Source organism: Leisingera sp. M527 (genome assembly GCF_025141525.1).
In the GTDB taxonomy this organism is placed as follows: domain Bacteria; phylum Pseudomonadota; class Alphaproteobacteria; order Rhodobacterales; family Rhodobacteraceae; genus Leisingera.
The window spans coordinates 3,053,840-3,073,610 of the sequence record NZ_CP081037.1 but is presented as its reverse complement, the minus strand read 5'-3'; the positions used below and the strand labels follow the sequence as shown (position 1 = coordinate 3,073,610).

General features: G+C 65.0%; 9 protein-coding genes. 1 reads left to right on the top strand and 8 read right to left on the bottom strand.

Annotated features, from left to right (window positions below; genetic code table 11):
• Positions 1–50: 50 nt before the first annotated feature.
• The 8 genes from K3555_RS15290 to K3555_RS15255 form a co-directional block, all read right to left on the bottom strand.
• A complete protein-coding gene (locus tag K3555_RS15290) occupies positions 51–887 on the bottom strand; it encodes a glycosyltransferase (RefSeq protein ID WP_260006092.1) in 837 nt (278 codons plus the stop codon).
• Positions 884–3,421 carry a hypothetical protein gene (locus K3555_RS15285; protein ID WP_260006091.1) on the bottom strand — a complete coding sequence of 846 codons (2,538 nt, stop codon included), beginning with the start codon at positions 3,419–3,421 and terminating at the stop codon, positions 884–886. Before K3555_RS15285 ends, K3555_RS15290 begins: the two co-directional genes overlap by 4 nt.
• Positions 3,418–4,356, bottom strand: coding sequence for a hypothetical protein (locus K3555_RS15280; RefSeq protein ID WP_260006090.1), 939 nt, complete (start codon positions 4,354–4,356; stop codon positions 3,418–3,420). Before K3555_RS15280 ends, K3555_RS15285 begins: the two co-directional genes overlap by 4 nt.
• On the bottom strand, positions 4,353–5,042 hold the full coding sequence (locus K3555_RS15275) for a 4'-phosphopantetheinyl transferase (protein ID WP_260006089.1): 690 nt from the start codon (positions 5,040–5,042) through the stop codon (positions 4,353–4,355). The genes K3555_RS15280 and K3555_RS15275 overlap by 4 nt, the downstream gene beginning before the upstream one ends.
• On the bottom strand, positions 5,039–9,616 hold the full coding sequence (locus K3555_RS15270; RefSeq protein ID WP_260006088.1) for a MupA/Atu3671 family FMN-dependent luciferase-like monooxygenase: 4,578 nt from the start codon (positions 9,614–9,616) through the stop codon (positions 5,039–5,041). Before K3555_RS15270 ends, K3555_RS15275 begins: the two co-directional genes overlap by 4 nt.
• Positions 9,613–10,629, bottom strand: a complete 1,017-nt coding sequence (locus K3555_RS15265; protein ID WP_260006087.1) for a glycosyltransferase family 2 protein — start codon at positions 10,627–10,629, stop codon at positions 9,613–9,615. The genes K3555_RS15270 and K3555_RS15265 overlap by 4 nt, the downstream gene beginning before the upstream one ends.
• Positions 10,630–10,634: 5 nt before the next feature.
• Positions 10,635–17,063 (bottom strand): type I polyketide synthase, encoded by a 6,429-nt coding sequence (locus tag K3555_RS15260; RefSeq protein ID WP_260006086.1) that lies wholly within the window; start codon positions 17,061–17,063, stop codon positions 10,635–10,637.
• 260 nt (positions 17,064–17,323) lie between these two features.
• Complete coding sequence (locus K3555_RS15255) at positions 17,324–18,787, bottom strand: hypothetical protein (protein WP_260006084.1); 1,464 nt, start codon at positions 18,785–18,787, stop codon at positions 17,324–17,326.
• A 193-nt stretch (positions 18,788–18,980) separates the two neighbouring features.
• Between K3555_RS15255 and K3555_RS15250 the strand changes: the two genes are divergently transcribed.
• Positions 18,981–19,733, top strand: a complete 753-nt coding sequence (locus K3555_RS15250) for a WecB/TagA/CpsF family glycosyltransferase (RefSeq protein WP_259999531.1) — start codon at positions 18,981–18,983, stop codon at positions 19,731–19,733.
• Positions 19,734–19,771 lie beyond the last annotated feature (38 nt).

Here is a 19,771-nt window from a genome sequence, read left to right as displayed (position 1 = left end):
CTGCGGGCGCGGGAGCACCACCGGGACAGGCCAGCGGCAAAACCCAGGCCTCAGCGGCCGCGGGTCCAGCGGCTGGCTGAAGCAAACAGCGGTGTTTTTGTGGCCAGGCCGACCATTGCATAGACCGCAAAACCAGCTGGATCCGACAGCAGAAGCTTCAGCACGGCGCCGGCGCTTGGCGGGATTTTGTCCTCGTTCTGCAGCAGGCCTGGGTATTTGCTTGCCACCTCAGCCACGCCTGCGTTTTGCCGCCGCCGCACCCGGACCAGATTGCGGAAACCCTCCACCATCGGCCAGCTGTAGACAGCCGGCACTTTCACCCGTTCAGACGGTGCAAAATTCAGCCGGGCAAAGATGTCATCGGCGATGATGTCCGGCCAATCCCCCCAGCGCTGCCGTCCGGCCCGGGTCATGGCGAATACGCCAAACCCGGGCACGCCGCCGGTGACAAACGGCAGCCGGGTCCAGAGCCGTGCATAGGCACGGGTCACCGCACTGCGCGCCAGTGCCACCTGCGGGCAGCCACTGGCGTAAAGCGGCACGTCCTGCGACAGTGCTGCGGCAAGTTGCGGGATCAGCGCCGGGCTGACTGCAACATCCGCATCCAGATAGATCAGGATACCGCCGCGGGCTGCCGCATCGCCGGCATTCAGCGCCCCGAGCTTGCCGCCCTCCGGCAACTCCAGAATCCGCAGATCCCAGCCAGCAGGAGGCTGCTGAACCCGCGCCAGCGCGGCGGTCTCATCGCGGCACCCATTTGCCAGCACCAGAACCTCAGCGGCCATGCCCGCAGGCAGCGGATCCGAGGCAAACACCGCTTGCAGACACCCGGCGATATACTCTGCTTCATCATGGGCCGGGATCAGGACCGAAACACCTCTGGTCACTTCACTGCCTCCAGCGCGTCCCAGCGCGGGTTCTCATCACTTAGAACCCGCAAGGCACCCCAGCTGCCCCACTTACCGGGCACGCCAACATCGGCATAGGCGGTGAACAGACCCCCGCCAAGGGCGCTCCAGCCTGACAGGAGTTCCCGGTACAGCCTGCCCATCTCGGGCGTATAGTTGAAGTGGGTGAAGAACCGGGTCAGTGTTTCATCCTCCACCAATGGGCCGATACCGACCACATGGCTGCCGCCTTCATACATGATCAGCTCCAGCCCGTGTTTTTGCGCAACCTGGGCATGATAGGGCAGCACACGCCCCAGTAAGTCGGTCAATGTATCGGTGCCGTCCCCCGAGATCAGCCCGTCGCGCAACTCCGCTCCGGCCTGGGCAGAGGCTGCATCATATTGATGTTCCTTTGCAAATGCGCTTGCCGCCGGGCCGGTCAGCCCGCGTTCCGCCGCCACCGCCCGGGCCTGCTCCCGGCTGTCGGCGATCCAGGCGCGGACGTGCCCGGCGCGTTCCGGGATGCCAAGGATGCCGCCGAAGTACCCCGTCACCGCATAGGCATCGAAATAGGCAGCAGGGGCTTGGCGCCGCGCCTGTTCCGCCTTCCAAAGCGGCGCCGTCAGAACCTGCTCTTCCAATCCCAGCCAGCCGGTCTGCGAGGAGATCACCCGCACCAGCCGCTTGCTGTCGGCGCCAAAAACCTGCGTCCAGATCTGCGCAATCTCGGCGGCACGGCCGCCGTAGAACTGCATCCACAACCCATCGCCGCCCCAGCGCGCCTGCGCCTGCGCATCGGCCCAGGCCGCTTGCTGGAACTGCCAGTTCCAAACCTCGTTGGAATACTCCACATAAGCGCGCAGATCCTCATCCAAGCCGCGCTCTGCTGCCCGTGCAAACTGGCGGACATAGGTGTCATCCGCCATATGCGGCATGGTGAACCAGGGATCGGCCCCCAGCGTGTTGGCCAGCGCCAGCATGATCTCGGCCGGAACGCCCTTCAGCGCCCAAGTATATTCAGGAACCCGCGGCCGGTCCTCCCAGCCGGTTTGCTCTGAATCATTGGCGGCCATCCAATCCATGAACCGCAGCGCGGCAAACCCGTCCAGCCGGTCCAGCCACAAGGGGTTGAACAGCGCGCCTTGCTCATAGGCCTCCAGATGCTCTTCCTTTACCACCCGGATGTTGCGCACATAGTCATCGCCGTTCCCGCCGCGCCGCCCTGTCCGCTGGATGCGGATTTCCACCGGACCGGGGCCGGGGGTATAGTCAAACCGCACTTCGCCCTTGCCGTAGCGCACATTCTCTGCCCGGCCCGCAACCTCGACAATGCCCTGGCCCTCGAACCGCAGCACATAGCGGCCCGCCAGCGAGACGGCTTCCGCAGGCAGGTCGGTCAGGATCACCGTGCCGATTGATGTCAGCTCAGGCGGGATTGCGGTGGGCCAGCCTTCCGGGTCCAGATACCCGGCGGCCAGCAGATCCTGGTGGTCCGCACCGCCCCAGCGTTTCGGCAGATGCCCGATCCAGGGGCGCGCGGTTTTGAAATGATCCAGGAACGGCGCCTGGGTGCTCCAGTCGGCAATGGCTGCCAGGTTGATGGCGACGGGTTGCCGGATGGGGTTGGCCAGTGGGGCGGTCCTGACAGCCTTGTCAGCGTCCATCACCGAGTTGAGCGCAGGCAGCGCCGCCTCCCGCGGCAGCGCGGCAGGATCCGGCGGCAAAGCGGCGGTGCGCACATCGGTTCCTTGGGCCGCAGCCCAGGCAATGTCCTGCAGCCGCGCTGCCAGGTCCGGCGGCGGCGCGGGATAGGGCTTGCCCCAGCGGTCGCTCAGCTGATGCGGCAGGCCTGCCGGGTCCTGCCCGGTCAGCACCGCAAATTGCAGCAGCGTCAGGAAGTAAAACCCAGTGGCATTGGGATGGATATCATCGGCAAACACATCGCGGATGCTGCTGAGACCGGGCATGGTGCCGGCCAGGATCGCATCCTCCAGCCGTGCCATGGCCTGCCCGGCAGGCAGCAGTTTCACGGTGCCGCCGGTGGCTGTGTTAACCTCATCAACTACCGCTTGCCAGCGCGGCAGGTCCTGGGTGATCCTTTCGCGCCAGGGCACATCCGCCCCCTTGTCAAAGGGCACCTCGGCGCCGGTGCCGCTGTTCAGACTGTGCCAGGTTTCCTGCAGATAAAAATCCACATCCGGGTTTGCGGCCCGGGCCAGCTGGTAAAACCGGGTGACAGCGCCTTCGGTATCGCTCCACTTCAGGTGGTTGGCCAGCGGTATCGCTTCGGTCACGATCACCGCATCCGCCGGGCGGCGCAGTCTTTCACGTGAATCAACACCCTCGGCGGTGCTGCTGTGCTGCCAGTTATAGCTGAGCGGCGCGCCATTGATGATCTGCGCCTCCACCGTTGGCCCCGCTGCGGCCTGCCCGCGCGCATTCAGAAGCTGGTCCAGCATCTGCGGGTTGTCCGGCCCGAACAGCGAATGGCCGATCATGACCACAGAGGTAATCAGCGCCTCCAGCTTCATGACGGTGCTCCCCCGGTGGCGATACCTGTACGGGGCAGGGCGCGCACCACCTCCCAGACGATCTGCTGCACCCTGGCCGCGGCGTCCGCCGGGAACGCCTGCGCCGGGCTGCCATCGGCGCGGGTCAACTGATGCGGCAGCCCAATGGGCGTACGCTGGTACAGAACCGCGTAATGGGTCAGGGCAACCGCATAGGCCCCCAGATCATTGACATGTATGGTGTCCAATTCCCCTGCCGGCGTGCGGGCAAACAGCGATTCACGTGAAGCCAGGCCAGGGATCTCCCCGGCCTCCGCCGCCCGCGCCACCGCCGCCAGCACCTGACCGCCGGGGATCAGATAGACCGGGTGCTGCGGGTTGCGGCGGCTGTCCGGACCCAGCAGCTTAGTCACCCAAAGCGTTTCAAGATCGCCGTCGATCCGGGCCAGCCAGCCGTCCGGGTCGTCCAGCCTGTGCCAGGTTTCATATAGATATATGCGTGTGCCGGGTGACGCCGCCCGCGCAAGCCCGGCCCAATTCGCGACGTACTCAGCAGCGCCGAAATAGCGGAGGGCATCGCGCAGCTCGACCATCTCGGTCAGCACCACGGCATTGTATTCACCAGACCCGACGGCCTCCCGCGCGTCCCGGTAAGCGGGCGGTTGGTTGGCGGTTGCGAAATCGAGGATGTCTTCACCAGGCTCCCAATGCGCCCGCAGCGATGTGCCCGAGCCCAGCTGACTGTTGTACCCATGCCCCGCAGGCGCCAGCTGCGCCAGCATATGCGGCATGTCAGACCCGACCAGCGAATGACCCAGGTGAAACACCTTCAATGGTGCCTCAGGCGGCGCCAGCGGCGGCGGAACCGGTACGCCGCGGCTGCGTGTTGCAAAGGCCATCAGCCCCAGAGCCGCACTCAGCGCGCCACAAACCAGAAACCCGCGCCGCCCCATCATCCGCGCCCCCGGATTTCCGCCGTGGTGATGATCAGGCCGGCACCAACCGCAAAACCTCCGCTGACAGCTTCTCCGCGCACAAAAGGCGGCCGGTCAGCAGTAAACACGGCCCGGTACGCGGCTGCCGCCAGATCAAACTCCAGCTCCATCCCGTCAAAGCCAAAAAAAGCCCGGCTCAGCGTGTACTGGCATTTATAGGCCGCTTCCTTGGCGGAAAAGATCACCTTGGCCATCTGTCCGGGATTGTCCTGCCGTTTCAGCCAGGCCTGTTCCCGCTCCGAGCAGATTGCAGGCAGCAGTTCGTCCTTCAGCGGCGTGTCCTCTTCCACGTCGATCCCCAGACCCTGAACGTCGCCCTCATGGGCCAGCACGGCCATGGCGCAGCTCTTGGTATGGGTGATTGAACCAACCAGCCCCTTGGGCCAGACCGGCGCCCGGTCGCGGCCCACGGGCACAGGAGCAGGCGCCAGCCCAAGCTGCTGCATCGCCTGATGCACCGCCGCGCGGCCCGCGGCAAATTCGGTGCGCCGTTTGGCGACCGCATTCGGCGACAGCCCCACGGCTTCCTCTGACAGCGGCGCGGGCGGGGCGCCCAGCGGATCTGCCCCGGCCAGCGCCACATCGGCGGCAAAAAGCGGCCGGACCAGTGCCAGCCGCTTTGCCAGTTTGTTTTCGGCTTCTGTCATCCGGTCCTTGCTCTGCGGTTTGCACGCATGGCCCGCCGTTTCGACATGGTGCCGGCGCGGTCGGGTCCTTCGCTGTCCTGCGGCTGTTGTTCCGCATTTGCAGGTGTGCCTGCAAGCCCTTCGATATGGGCCGCCAGACCGGCCAGCGTCGGGAAGCGGAAGATATCCGTGATCGACAGGCTCGCAGTCCCCAGTGTTTCGCCCAGTTCGTCGCGCAATTCCCGGTGCACCTGTACCGCCAGCAGCGAATGGCCGCCAAGCGCAAAGAAGTTGTCCTGCGCGCCAATGCCGCTAATGCCCAGAATGCGGCTCCAGACGGTTGCGATCCTGGCTTGCGCGCCTGCATCCAGCGCAACAGCCGCAGGGGTTTCGGCCCGTGCCGGCTGCGGGTCAGGCAGTGCGTTGCGGTCGATTTTCTTGTTTGGTGTCAGCGGGAAAGCCTCTAATGTGACGATCCGTGCGGGCACCATCGCCTCGGCCAGTCTGGCCGCCAAGGCTTGTTTCACAAGGCTCTCGTCAACAGGTGCAGCGGCGGTGAGATAACCTGTCAGTTGCTCGCTGCCGGCATCGCCGCGGGGCACAACCACTGCCCCCGTCACACCGGGGAAGGCGGCCATTGCGGCTTCGATCTCGCCCAGCTCAATCCGCTGGCCGCGGATTTTCACCTGATGGTCGGTGCGGCCCAGAAAGGCCAGCGTGCCGCCGGCTGTCCAGCGCACCAGATCCCCGGTGCGGTAAAGGGGGGTGTCAGCGAACGCTGTGTTTACGAACCGTTCAGAGGTCAGCTCTTCCCGCTGCCAGTAGCCGACTGTGACACCCGCGCCGCCGATATACAATTCACCGGGCGTCCCCGCGGGGACAGGCATCTGTTTTTCGTCCAGAACGTAAACCTGCGTATTGGCAATCGGCGTGCCGATCCCGGTTGTCCCCGCCGGGACAGCCATGACTTTCTCCACCGTCGACCAGATCGTCGTCTCGGTCGGGCCGTACATGTTGTGGATCTCCGCGCAGGTTGCCTCGCGCAGCGCTTGCACCAGATCCCCCGGCAAGGCCTCGCCCCCCACCAGCAGATGCTGCAATTGTGCCAAACAGGCGCCGGCGTCTTTATCCGCGGCAATCATCCGCGCCATTGAAGGCGTGCACTGCATATGGCTGACGCCGTGGCGCACGATCTGTGCAGCCAGCGAGAAGTCATCCGCCGCCAGCTCTTGCGGTGCGTTCGACAGGCGCAGCACTTCGGCCAGCGGCCTTAGCCCCTCCAGTACCACATCCGGTGCGATGCCATAGTCGATCAGGCAGGCGATCTCATCCACACCGATGCGCTTCAGCTGCTCGACCCGCAGGCAGGCGTCCTGAATGGTGCCGAACAGGCCGGAGTCCTCAAAATACCGCTCGAAAGCGAAGTCGAGGATCGCTTCCAGTTCCTCCTCCGACAGCGATCCCAGATCCATCTCGAACGGGTTCTTTACACCTTCGGGTTTCTTGAAGGCCGGGAAGGCCCAGGCATATTGCTTGATCAGGCCGGCGGCCGAGCGCAGGTAGTCCTTCATCGGCTCGCGCGCCACTTGGCGGGCTTCCTCGCGGGTGGCTGCCAGATAGCTGTGCAGCATCAGGGTAACCTTGAAATCCGCGGGGTCATGGCCGGCATCGCGCAAAGCGTCATGATAGATACGGATTTTGCCCGCGACCTCGTCGATGCTTTGGCCCAAGAGATGGGTCAGCACGTTTGCCCCGATCGCCCCGGCCTCGCGCCAGGTCTCGGGGTTGCCCGCGGTGGTGACCCAGACCGGCAGTTCGGCTGAGACAGGACGGGGCTGGGTGACCACGCGATGATCGCTGCCATCCTTGCGGGCAAAGGCAACCTCTTCGCCGCGCCAGAGTTTGCGCACGGTTTCAATGCTCTCAAACAACGCCGGTTTGTTTGCAGGCGGCGTGTTTTCGGGCCGCAGGATGAAATCATCCGGCTGCCAGCCTGAGGCAAAGCCGATCCCGGCGCGGCCTGCTGTCAGGTTGTCGATCACCGCCCATTCCTCGGCGATCCGCGCGGAATGGTGCAAGGGGGCCACGCAGGAGCCGGCCCGCACGCCAATGTTTTGCGTCACCGCTGCCACCGCAGCACCGGTTACCGACGGGTTCGGGTAGGGTCCGCCAAAAGCGTGGAAATGCCGTTCCGGCGTCCACACCGCGTTGAAACCGTGGCTATCGGCAAACTTGGCGCCTTCCAGCAGCAGGTGGTATTTCTGCGGCCCCGGCCCATCATCATTGCCCCAGTAGAACAGGTTGAAATCCATCTTGCGGTCGCTGAGGGCCACGGGCCCCTTGGACAGCTCCAGCCGGCTTTCATCGCTGGACAAGACCAGCTTCAGCCCGCGCGACAGGGTCCAGAACAGCTCCAGCACCGAGATGTCAAAGCTAAGGCTGGTCACCGCCAGCCAGGCATCGCCGGGCTGATGCGGGATGCGCTGATCCATGCCGGCAAAGAAGTTCGCGACATTGGCATGGGTGACCATCACCCCCTTGGGCAGGCCGGTGGAACCGGAAGTATAGATCAGATAGGCGAGATCACTGCCGGCCGCACCGCCATTGATGTTATCTTCGGCTGTCCCCGCGGGGACGGTTTCGATTTCCAGCACTTGCGCGGCTGAGGCGGGCAGGGCGCTGGCCAGTGCGGATTGCGTCACGATCACCTGCGCCTGGCTGTCGCTGATATAGTGCGCAATCCGGTCTGCAGGATAGGCCGGGTCGAGCGGCACAAAGGCGCCGCCGGCCTTCATCACGCCCAAGGCGGCAAAGACCAGCTCGGGCGCGCGGCGGATATGGATGCCTGCATGTGCACCCGGTTTCACGCTCATTTCACGCAGGCGTGCGGCCACGGCATTGGCGCGGGCGTTGACCTCGGCGTAGGTGAAGCTTTGGTCCTCGAACACCAGTGCAGCGGCGTCCGGGGTGCTGGCTGCCTGGGCCTCGAAAGCGGCGTGAATGGTCAGATCTGCGGAATAGTCCGCGGCGGTCTGATTCCAATCCTCCAGCAGCAGCTTGCGCTCGGCTTCGGGCAGGATGGGGAGGGTTGCGACCTCTTGGTCCGCATCACCGGCGAGGGCGCCCAGCACCAGTGCCAGCCGCGCGGCCAGCAATTCTGCGGCCTGTTCGTTCAGCTGGGCGTTGTCCGTGTGCAGCGCCAGTGCGCCATCGCAGAAAGCGACGGTGGCGGCGCAGCCTGAAACCGGGTTGTCCCTGTCCAGAGACAGGCCTATGGCCGGTTTAGAGAACGCCGAAATCTCGGGTGCTCGCGCGACCAAGTCCTCGGCAAAACCACCGTATTCCCGTGCTTTTTCAATGCCCTGAATTGCTTTCGCCTGGAGGCCGGACACGGTTTGTGCCCGCCGCGCCTGCAGCGGTACCCAATCGGATATCAGCCCTGGAACCGCGTTCATACCGGCGATGGACAGCGCCACATCAGCGGATTTCTCGCCGCTGCTGAGCAAGGCCCAGATCAGCACCCCGGCGGCGGCCTGTTCCTCGCTGAGGGGGGCAGGCATGGCGATCTTCCGGCGGGTTACCCCTGCGCCGCCGGTATCTGTGGCAAGCGGTACATGGACCGGCTGCATCGCGGCAAGCGCTTTGCGCCAGTGGCTTTCGCCGCCCTGCGCAGCGGCCATCTGTGCAGTGAGGGTCCCGGCGTCTTCCCCGGTTAGCGCCGGCAGCACATCGCCGGCTTTGACCAGCCCGGTTGCGTCCAGCGGTTTGCCTGCCGGCGTGGTCAGCCGCGACAGCATCAGCGCGCCGTCTGCGGTGGCGATTGTCACGCTGTCTTTGCGGACGTCAAGCACTGTGCCGGGGGCGCCGGAGCCTACTGCTGGTTCCGCGGCTCCGGTGAGAGCGACCTGCCCGCCAATCCGCAATTTGGCGGCGCACAGCGGGTTCCAGTATCCGCCGGTGTCCAAGGCACGGACCAGCCGCGCCAGTTCGGCGGCGGGGCGGGAGATGTCCAGCAGCCCCCCTGCGGCGGGGCGGTCGGATCTGGCGAACACGCGGCGCTGGCTCAGGTCCTGCGGCTGGCGGTTCAGATCGCCGGTTTCCAGCTGCGCCATCACCTCGCCAAAGCTGTCCATCGCGGCGGCGTAGCATTTGGAATTCAGGCTGAACGCGGTTTCATCCGCCGCCACATCGAACAGCCGCTGGGCCAGGATGTCGCCCTCATCGACGCCACTGGTCACCAGGTGCCAGGTGATGCCGTGCTGTGGCTCGCCATTGATCAGCGCCCAGTTCGGGGTGTTAAGGCCCGCGTAATGGGGCAAGGGGCCGTCGTGAAAGTTCACCGCGCCTTTGGCGGCCTGTGCCAGAACCTTATCAGGGATCACTGTCAGGTTGGCGATTGACAGCAGCCAGTCGAACCCGCCTGGCAGCTGCTGCTGGGTGTCCAGCAGGGGCAGGCCCTTGCCATCGGCCCAGCTGCGGATATCGGGATCTTGCGACACGACGGCCCGGATCTGGTGGCCGCGTGCCAGCAGTGCCTCGGCGCAGCCGATCAGAAGGGATTCATTGCCAATCAGGGCACATGTGAAGGACGTCATTTCTGCTCCTTTGCGATCGGAGAGGGCGCGCGCGTTTCTTTTGATGGTTTTGGCCGCGGTGCAAATGCCGCACGCAGGCTGTACAGGACCAGATCGCGCAGGAAATGCGGCGGATCCGCCTGTGGTTTATCCGAGGTCAGGCGGCGCAACCCATAGATCAGGCTGCCGGTGATCCGTGCCAGCGTGGCGGCGGCGGCGTAGGCATGCCCGTGGTGTTTCACGAAGTAATGCCGCCGCGAGTCGAACCAGTATTGCGGCGTGCGCTGCCAGGCCTTCATGCCGGTGGACGCCGACCCCACGTGGGCGATTTCGCTGGTTGGCACATAGTGGGTGCGCCAGCCCGCGCGGGCGGCGCGGCGGCAGAGGTCGGTTTCCTCAAAATACAGAAAGAAGGTTTCATCAAAGCCGCCAACGGCCTCGATGACTTCGCGGCGGATCATCAGGCTGGCGCCGGCGGTCCAGTCAACCTGCAGCTCGTCCTGCGGCATGTCCATGGCGACCACCCAGGGTTTCAGCAGGCGGGTGAAAATGCCGGTGCGTACGCTGGCCTCGAACTCACCCGCGATGGAGGGGAAGCGGAAGGCGGTGCGATGCGGCACACCGTCGGTGCCGCGCACGTATGAGCCTGCCAGACCGGCGCCGGGACGTTCCAGCAGGAAGTCGCGCAGGGTGCGGATGGTGCGGCCCTGCACAAAGGCGTCGGAGTTCAGCAGGTAGTAGAATTCCGGCACGCTGTTGTCGTGGAGACCGGCTTTAATACCGATGTTCATGCCCGCACCAAAGCCGCCGTTCATTGGCGAGGCGATTACCCGGAGCCGTCCGCTGCCAAGCCAGCCGCGTTTGTCTGCTTCGGCGCGGATCTGATCATAGGAGCCGTCGCCGGATCCATTGTCGATGACCAGCAGTTCGCCCGGCAGGTCCTCCATTTCGCGCAGTGCGGCCTCGGCGGCCTGCAGGGTCATTTCCGGCGTGCGGTAGTTGAGGAGGATGGTGAGGATGCGTTGCGGGTTCATGGGTGTCACTCCGCGGCCGCGGCATAGCGGGGCCGGCCTGCCGCCGCATCGGCGGCGTCGAGCCGGGCTTTGACGCCGGCGGCCAGCACGCTGACATTCGGCACCAGAACCATGCTGTCGTGATCGCCCGGCACCTCGGCCACCTCTGTCTGCGCAGCCCATCGGGTCCAGTCGTTGTCATCAAACACATATTCGCGCGCGGCGCTGACCCAATTGCCGCCGCTGACCTGCCATTTGCGGTCCAGCGGCGGGCGGAACAGGGTGAACGGGCCGGTCCAAGGGCGCAGGGGGTAGGTTTCAACGGCGGTGCGGAAGGCCAGCTCAATCTTGCGGTTGTTGAATTCGGGCAGGGTGCCGGTCTCAGCCGGGGCAGTGCGGCGCTTCTCAACCTCCCAGGCGATGCGGTTTCTGGCCCATTCGCCAATGTAGACGGCCCCTTTGCTGCGCAGTTCTGCCAGTTTGATCAGTGCCTTGTCGCGGCGGCTGAGCGGCGGGCGGACGGGCAGGGGCGTATCCAGCAGGATCAGCGCGGCGGTTTCCTGGCCCTGATCCTTCAATTGCTGCGCCATCTCATAGGCGGTGATGCCGCCGCCGGAAAAGCCGCCCAGAAGATAGGGGCCCTCGGGCTGGATCCGGCGGATCTCGCCCAGACAGCTTTGGGCTGCGTCCTCAATCCGGCTGTGCGGGGCGTCATTGCCGACCAGCCCTTTGGCCTGCAGTCCATAGACCGGGCGGTCCTTCCCCACGAGCAGGGCCAGTTGGCGCAGGTTCAGAACGTTGCCGAACATGCCCGCCACCAAAAAGAAGGGCCGCCGCCCGGTGCCGTCGCCCGGATGCAGCGGCACCAGATGGGTGAAGGATGGTGCGTCCTCCGCAGTTGCGGCAGGTGCTCCTGGTTCCGCAGCAACGCCGCCACCGGTGCGGTCTATGATCCGTTCTGCCAGCAAGGCGACGCTGGGGGCCTCGAACAGCACCGACAGGGGGAATTCCACACCAAAGCCGCGTTTGACCTGGGCAAACAGCCGCACCGCAATCAGGGAATGGCCGCCGAGGTCAAAGAAACTGTCCTTGATCCCCACTTGCGACACCCCAAGGAGGGCGGCAAAGAGGCCGGCCAGTTCCTCCTCTACCGGGTTGCGGGGGGCTGCATAATCAGTGTCGAGCTGCGGGCGTTCAAACGTCTGCGCCTCCTGGGCGGGGGCGGCTGTCTGCCCTGCTTGTGCGATCAGTGCGGGCAGGTCCAGAGAGGATACCACCACCTGCGGCAGGCCGGTGGCCAGGGCGCGGGCCAGCACCTCGCCGCCTTCCGCGGATTTGATGCCGTTGGAGATGTTCAGCTGCAGGCGCCGTTCCTCGGGGGACAGGGGATGCGTGCCGGCGGCAGGTTCCAGGCCCAGCTCTGCGGCGGTGGCGTCGGCTTGCCCTTCGGCTGCTGCGGCGTCGAACCCGCTGGTCAGGCGCTGCATCCGGAAGCCTTCGATCCGGACCAGCACAGTGCCGTCCGGATCTGTCAGCGTGATATCAAAACCGGCAGAGCTGCCATCCGGCGCATCCGCCAGCCGCACATGGCTGCAGATGCTGGAGGTGAGCGGGGCAAAGATCCGGATCAGGTGGTAGGACACCGGCACCCAAAGCGCGCTGGCGTCATAACCGGGGATCAGACCCATCGCCCAGCCGGTGGCCAGGTCCAGCAGGCCGGGATGCAGCAGACAGCCGTCCTGCGCCGCGATGTCCGGCAGTGAGAGAGTGGCGAGGCCCTCGCCATTGCCCAGTGCCGCGCGCCTTAGCACATGCCAGCGCGGACCAAAGCGCAGATGCACCTCCTGCGCGGAGCACAAGCGCCCGTTGATTGGCGCCTGCTCCTCCGGGCATCGGGTGAAAATCTTCTGGAGGTTGAGTGCAGCGGGGCGTTCTGCCGCCGCCGCTGAGGCCAGCATAGCCTGACAATTTAGAGAGTAACCATTTGTACATGCCGAGTAAACAAACAGTTCATAACCATTTTCATTAGCTTCGAGTTTCACCGCAAGCTTTGCCGGGGCTTCATTTTTTGCAACCAGGGGGCGCATGAAGTACAGGTCGCGGATTTCAACCGGCCCTTCAAAACCGGTTTCTGACAGCGCTTCTGCCGCCATTTCGATGTAGCCGGTGCCGGGCACCAGGGCGGTGCCATCGGCGGTCCGGTGTTCGTCCAGAAGCCAATCAGCGGTTTCAAAACGCGGTGTGAAGATGCGGTTGCCGGCCGTGTCATAGCCGCATTGCTGTAACAGCGGCTGGGGACAGGGGGCCATCGTGCCGGCAGCGGTGGCGCCGTTGCGGCTGGCCATGGCGTCGGCGGCCATGCCGGTATCGGACCAGACGCCCCAATCAACGGCCATCACACGGGTAAGGCCGCCGGTGCGGTCCTTGGCCCAGGCGTTGAGGAATTCATTGGCGGCAATGTAATCCACTTGGCCCGCAGGCCGGGTCACGGCGGAGGAGGAGGAAAACAACACCATCAGCTCCAGGCTGCCATCGGGGAAGACCGCATCAAGCGCGCGCAGCCCGCTGACCTTGGGGGCCAGCACCAGAGCGATCTGGTTCTCGTCTTTGGCCAGCAGCGGGCCGTCATCGATGACACCGGCGCCGTGGATCACCCCGGTGACGGGACCAAAGGCAGCTTCGCCTTGCGCGCGGGCGCGGCGCAGCTCGCCGCTGTTGCAGACGTCGGCGGCCAGCGGCAGGATCCGGCCCTTTCCGGTCTCCTCAAGCGCCATTACCGCGCGGATGCGCAAAGCGGTGCGGTTGGCCGGGCTGTGGCTGCGCAAATAGTGCTCCCAGGCGGCGCGCGGGGGCAGTCCTTCGCGGGAGATCAGCGAGATATTGGCGCCGTATTCGCGCATCAGATGGCCTGCGATGGTCAGGCCGATGCCGCCATAACCGCCGGTTATCAGGTAATGGCCGCCCGGTTTGAATGGCGGCGTTTCCGGCGCGGGCAGCGGCAGCGGGCGCCACGTGAGTTCATACCGCTTTTCACCGCGCCAGGCGGCGGAGGTGTTCGCGGGGTCCGCCATCAGCTCTTCCAGCAGGCGCGGGGTGATGTCCGCTTGTGCTGGTTTGCGGCGTGCAAACAGCGCCTTGGGCGGCTTTGGCAGTTCGATGTCGATGGCGGCGCAGGTGATGCCGGGCAGCTCACGCGGGATCACCCCCAGCGGCCCCGCGATCATCGCCTTTTCGGGATAGAGCAGCGTTTCGCTGCGGACCTGTGCTGCGCCGGTGGTGAAGACGTTGATATGCAGTGGGCCGGGCAGATCGGCATTGCCCAGTTCCTGCGCCAATGCGGTAAGGGAGTGAAAGCCCATCTCCAGATTGCGGTCAAAGAAGGAGGAGCCGGGGCGATAGGTTTCTTCCCCGGTCACCAGCCAGAAATGGGCGATGCGGTCCGGCAGCAGCCCGGCGCCTGCCAAGTCTGCCAGCAATGCGCCATAGGCGGCGCGGCCCTGTTCCGGCGGCAGGATGTATGAGGCCGGGGACAGTTGCGCATAAGTGTCGCCAGCGCGGACGCGGGTGACGCTGTGGCCTGCGGCCTGCAGCTGGTCTGCGGCGCGGGTGGCGTGACCTGTTTCATCTTCGAAAATCAGCCAGTTGTGCGGTGCTTGGTCCAGTTCATGTTCCACGTCCAGGGTGCAATCGGCGAACCTGGGCCGCCAAGCGGGGCGGTAGCCCCAATCGGTCAGATCTTCGTGCCGGGCCGGGGGCGTGTCTTGTTCAACTGCGGGTTTGCCGGGCTCGATGAAATAGCGGCTGCGCTGAAAGGCGTAACCGGGCAGGGGCAGGCGGTTGCGCCGTGCCTCGCCCCAGATCTGCTGCCAGTCGGCCTCGACTCCGCAGGCCCAAAGCCGGCCGATGACGCCGAAGAAGTAGCTGTCATCCATCACGTCCTGATCCGGGTGGCGCAGCGAGCTGAGCACCTGGCCCGGTTGCACGGCGGGCGACATTTGTGCCAGAGCGCTGAGGGCTTTGCCGGGGCCGGCCTCAAGGAACACACGGTTCGGGGTTTTGGCGAGGGTTTCAATGCAATCGGCATAGCGCACGGTGTTGCGCAACTGGCCGACCCAATAATCGGCGCTGGTGGCCTGTTCCGCAGTCAGCGCAGCACCGGTGCGGTTGGAGATCACCGGCAGGTTTGGCGCCGACAGGGTCAGCGAGCGGATGAAATCGCCATACTGCTGCAGGATGCCGTCCAGCATCCGCGAATGGGCGGCAATGTCGATCTGGATGCGCTGGTGGTCGACCTCGCGCGCGGTCAGGTCGGCGGACAACCGGTCCAGCGCGTCTTGCGGGCCGGAAACGGCAGTCAGCGCGGGCGCGTTGACGCTGGCAATGTCCAGATCATCGCCGATGATCGCCTCAACCTCGGCCAGCGGCAGGGCGATAGACAGCATGCCGCCTGCGGGCACGGTATCAAACAGCCGTCCGCGCAGCAGGACCAGATCAATGCAATCCTCGAAACGCATAACCCCGGCCAGGCAGGCGGCAGTGTTTTCGCCCATCGAATGGCCCGCAAGTGCTGCGGGTTTGATGCCCCAGCTGATCCACAGCTGCGCCAGCGCATACTCCACGATCATGATCAGCGGCAGCTGCACCGAAGGCTGTTGCAGCCTGGCGTTTGCCGTATCCTCGCCACCAACTTCGGGCAGCCAGATGGCGCGGATGTCGTAATCCAGGCTCTGTTGCAGGTGGTCCAGCCCGCGGTCCATCCAATCGGCAAAGACCGGTTCAGTCTCGTACAGATCGCGGGCCATGCCGGCATATTGCGCGCCGCCGCCGGGGAAAAGGAAGACCACCTCGGGCGCGTCGTCGAGGCGGTCATGGGTGAAGACCTTGCGCGGGTCGTTTTCTGTCAGAAGATCAGCCGCTTCGGCGGCGGTTTCCGCCACCAGAACGCGGCGTTTGGCAAAGCCGCGGCGGCCTTCTTTCAGCGTATAGGCCACGTCGGCCAGATCGGCCTCGGGGTTGGCGTGGAGATACTCGGCGAGTGTCTGGGTATTAGCGTCCAGCGCGGCCTTTGACTGTCCTGAGATGCACAAGATCTGGAACGGAAAGTCGCTTTCTTCCGAGGCTGCGCGCTCTGGCGCTTCCTCAAGGATCACATGGGCATTGGTGCCGCCGACACCCAGTGAGTTGATGCCCGCGCGCCGCGGCCCCTTGTGCGGCTGCCATGGTGTCAGGGCAGCGTTCACGCGGAACGGCGAGCTGTCGAAATCTATTGCCGGGTTCGGCGTCTCAAACCCTAGCGAGGGCGGGATTTCCCTGTGGTGCAGCGCCAGCGCCGTTTTGGTCAGGCTGGCAACCCCCGCTGCGGTGTCCAGATGGCCGATGTTGGTCTTGACCGAGCCGATGCGGCAATAACCGTTGTCCTGCGTGGTGGCGCGGTAGGCGTCGGTCAGGGCTGTGACCTCAATCGGGTCGCCCAGATAGGTGCCGGTGCCGTGGCATTCGACGTAATCTATGGTCTCTGCCGGGGTGCCTGCGGCCTGCAGCGCGGCCTGCACCGCCGCCGACTGGCCGCCGACCGAGGGCGCCAGATAACCGGCCTTGTCCGCGCCGTCGTTGTTGATGGCGGAGCCTTTGATGACAGCCCAGATGTGATCGCCGTCGGCGATGGCATCCTCCAGCCGCCGCAGCGCCACGGCACCGGCGCCAGAGCCGAAGACGGTGCCTTGCGCGCGGTGATCAAAGGCGTGGCAATGGCCATCCGGGGACAGGATTTCGTTTTCCTTGTACAGGTAGCCACGGCCCTGCGGCAGCTCGATGGTGACGCCGCCTGCCAGCGCCATATCGCATTCGCCTTCCCGCAGCGCCTTGCAGGCGTAATGCACCGCAACCAGCGAGGTGGAGCAGGCGGTCTGCACGTTGACCGAGGGCCCGTGCAGGTTGAACACATGGCTGACGCGGGTCGATAGGAAGTCTTTGTCGTTGCCGGTATGGCGCAGCAGGAACATGCCCACATCGTCCACAAGGGCCGGATTCGAGCAGATGTTGAAGTAGAAATAGCTGCCCATGCCGCAGCCTGCATAAACGCCGATGGGGCCAGCGATGCTTTCGGGCGGGTGGCCCGCGTTTTCCATGGCACCCCAGGCCACTTCCAGGAATTTGCGGTGCTGGGGGTCGAGGATGGCGGCTTCCTTGGGGCTGAAGCCAAAGAACTCGGCATCGAATTCATCAAACCCCTGCAGCCGGGCTGAGGCAGGCACATAGTCCGGGTCGGCCAGCACAGACGCCCGTTCGCCAGCCGCCAGCAGGGTGTCCCGGTCCAGAACCTCAATCGATTCAATGCCGTCGCGCAGGTTCTGCCAGAAAGCGTCAGCAGAATTTGCGCCGGGGACAGTCACTGACAACCCGACAATTGCTATATCTCCGGCAGCGCCCCCCGCTGCGGGTTTCCCATCCTGCATCGCCAATACCTGACCCACTGGCCCCTTAAAAACAGCCCGGCACAACGATGCCAGACTGCTTTGCAGAGCTGGCAAATGCCCGCCGGACGGGTTGATTTATGGTGCCGGAGTTCTCCCCGGCGGGTTATCCCGGCCTTGCAGCACCAGATCCCCATCTGTGCTGCAACCCGGAGTCAATCATTTCATTTTCGTCAATCCATAGGGCCAGCCTGTGGACGCAATGTGTTGAATTGGGCCTGAAAAGCGGAAAGATTGCGGCATCACAGAATACTTCGCTTCTCCGGTCCGGCGGTGTCAGGCATCAGCGCCTGCGCCCCGCCGAACAGGGCAGGTTTCCTGCTGAAAAGGTTCGGGTAGAGCAACCGCTCAGCGTAGCCCAGCACCGAGCCGGCGCACATCCAGGTGATCGGGATCAGAGTCGCGTTGAGCAGCATATCCACCATGGTTGCGGCCAGGATGAGGGCAATCGGCGCGGCAAACGGCGAGACACTGCCCTGCGGCGCGTGCCGCGCGGCCTGTGCCAGTAGAACCAGCGGCGCTGCCAGCAAGCCCATCTCAGCGATGTATCCCAGCCAGCCGAAGGTGCCGAACACAATGATCCAGCGCCCGTCCGGGATTGACAGGATCTGCCCGGTCTCGGCGTGGCGCACCAGGTTGCGGCCCCAGCCGCCCCAGCCGAACCAGGGTTTTTCCGCAGCCTGCGCCAGCAGCTGTGTCTCGTTCTCAAACCGGTAGTTCAGCGATTGCGCCCGCTCGGCGCTGATTGCCTCGGCCTGCGCCACCAGCGCTTCGGTCGGCACCAGCCCGGTGTTGCGCAGCATCGGATAGACCACTGCGATCAGCGCCAGCAGCAGCGCCGCCCGCAGCTGCCAGCGCAGCGGCGCCAGCGCCACCACAGGCGTGAAGGCCAGCGCATAGGCCAGCGAGGCAAGGCTCTTGCAGAGCACCAGGACGGCAAACAGATATACCGCCGCCAGGATCAGGCGAAGCCTCTGGCCGGAAGCGGCCGTGCGGGCCAGGGCTGTGGCGGCCAGCAGCGCCGACAGCATGAAGAACGCCAGCCACAGCGCATGCGGCAGGAACACGATGGGGCGGAAGCCGCCCTGGCGGATCATCTGGCTGAAATCATGCTGGAAGAAGCCGTAGATCCAGACGTTCATCTGCGGGCTGAGCCGGATTTCAATCAGCGACGGGACGGTATAGGCCAGTCCGCCGATCATCAGCGCCAGCAGCAGCTCGCGCTGCGCTTCGGGGGTGGAGAGGTAACGCCGCGCCAACAGAAAAGGTATCAGCACGATCATCTGGTTGATGATCACGGATCCCAGATCGCGCCAGCGCAGTCCCGGAAGCTGATCGGTCAGAAATATGATCGGATCGGAATTGGCGATCCTGCGGAACAGGACCGGCTCGCCATTGGTCAGCACCGTGGGGATGACGCCGAACACAAACAAAAGCGCCAGCAGCCGCACCGCAGGGTGCCGCGGCAGCAGCGGCACCGGCCTGTGCAGCAGCAGCAGGCACAAAAGGAACGCCATCACCGAAGGAATGGCGAATTTGTCCATATCCGGCACCAGCGGCAGGTCGAACTCGGCCAGCGGCGGCAGCAGCAGATAGCCTGCGATGATGCACCACAGGATTGCCCGCTCCAGCGGCAGGCGCCGGAACAGGATCAGGCTGGCCAGCGGCCAAGCCAGCAGCATCAGATAGGCCAAAGTGTTGGGCAAAGCCTTCGTGCCCCCTCAATTCCCCGGATTTGCATCAAAGTTTACCGGTTGCGGACGTCCCTGTCCCGCGGATTTGCAAGAAGAGGTAAACAGCGTGCAGCTTTGCCACGCTCAGGGCGCAGCGGATGCGGGTCTGCTGGCCTGGCCGCCGTGCCGGCGGTATGAGGAGGCGGCATTGTTGTTGGAGGCTGCATTGTATTTCGAATTTCACGGCCGCCGGGTTGCGGTGACCATGCCGGCGCGTTCCATGCTTGAAGCCGAGGTCCGGGCCCGGTTCAAGGCCTCGCAGGGGTTTGCCTTGGCCACGGTAAATCTGGACCACCTGGTCAAGATGGCGGAGTCCCCGGGCTTTCTGGCGGCCTATCAGGCGCAGGACCTGGTTGTTGCAGACGGGCGTCCGGTTGTCTGGCTGTCGCGGCTTGCCCGCCGCCCGGTGGAATTGATGCCCGGCTCGGACATGGTGCTGCCGCTGTGCCGCCTGGCGGCAGAGGCCGGGGTTCCGGTGGCCCTCGTGGGCAGCACGGATGCGGCGCTGCAGGACGCCGAGGCCGCTTTGCTGGCACAGGTGCCGGGACTGGACATTGCCTGGGTCCATGCGCCATCAGGCGGGTTTGACCCGGACGGGCCAGAAGCGGATCAGATCCTGCACCGCCTGGAAGGGACCGGCGTTGCATTGTGCTTCCTGGCGCTGGGCGCGCCAAAGCAGGAACGGTTTGCCCAACGCGGCCGCCGGATGTCGCCGCGCACGGGGTTTGCCTCGATCGGAGCCGGGCTGGATTTTCTTGGCGGCCATCAGAAGCGGGCGCCCGCCTGGGTGCGGGCGGTGGCGATGGAGTGGCTGTGGCGGGCGTTGTCCAGCCCGGCGCGGCTGCTGCCGCGCTATGCCAAATGCCTGATGATCCTGCCTGGCCAGATGCTCAGGGCTTGGCGCATCCGGGCGCGGTGACGGGCGGCAATGCCCAGCCTTTTGGCGAGGCTATGCCG

Excerpts from the sequence above, each read along its gene's own strand:
- K3555_RS15285 (WP_260006091.1), bottom strand. The coding sequence starts at position 3,421 with ATGAAGCTGGAGGCGCTGATTACCTCTGTGGTCATGATCGGCCATTCG.
- K3555_RS15280 (WP_260006090.1), bottom strand. The coding sequence starts at position 4,356 with ATGATGGGGCGGCGCGGGTTTCTGGTTTGTGGCGCGCTGAGTGCGGCT.
- K3555_RS15275 (WP_260006089.1), bottom strand. The coding sequence starts at position 5,042 with ATGACAGAAGCCGAAAACAAACTGGCAAAGCGGCTGGCACTGGTCCGG.
- K3555_RS15270 (WP_260006088.1), bottom strand. The coding sequence starts at position 9,616 with ATGACGTCCTTCACATGTGCCCTGATTGGCAATGAATCCCTTCTGATC.
- K3555_RS15265 (WP_260006087.1), bottom strand. The coding sequence starts at position 10,629 with ATGAACCCGCAACGCATCCTCACCATCCTCCTCAACTACCGCACGCCG.
- K3555_RS15260 (WP_260006086.1), bottom strand. The coding sequence starts at position 17,063 with ATGCAGGATGGGAAACCCGCAGCGGGGGGCGCTGCCGGAGATATAGCA.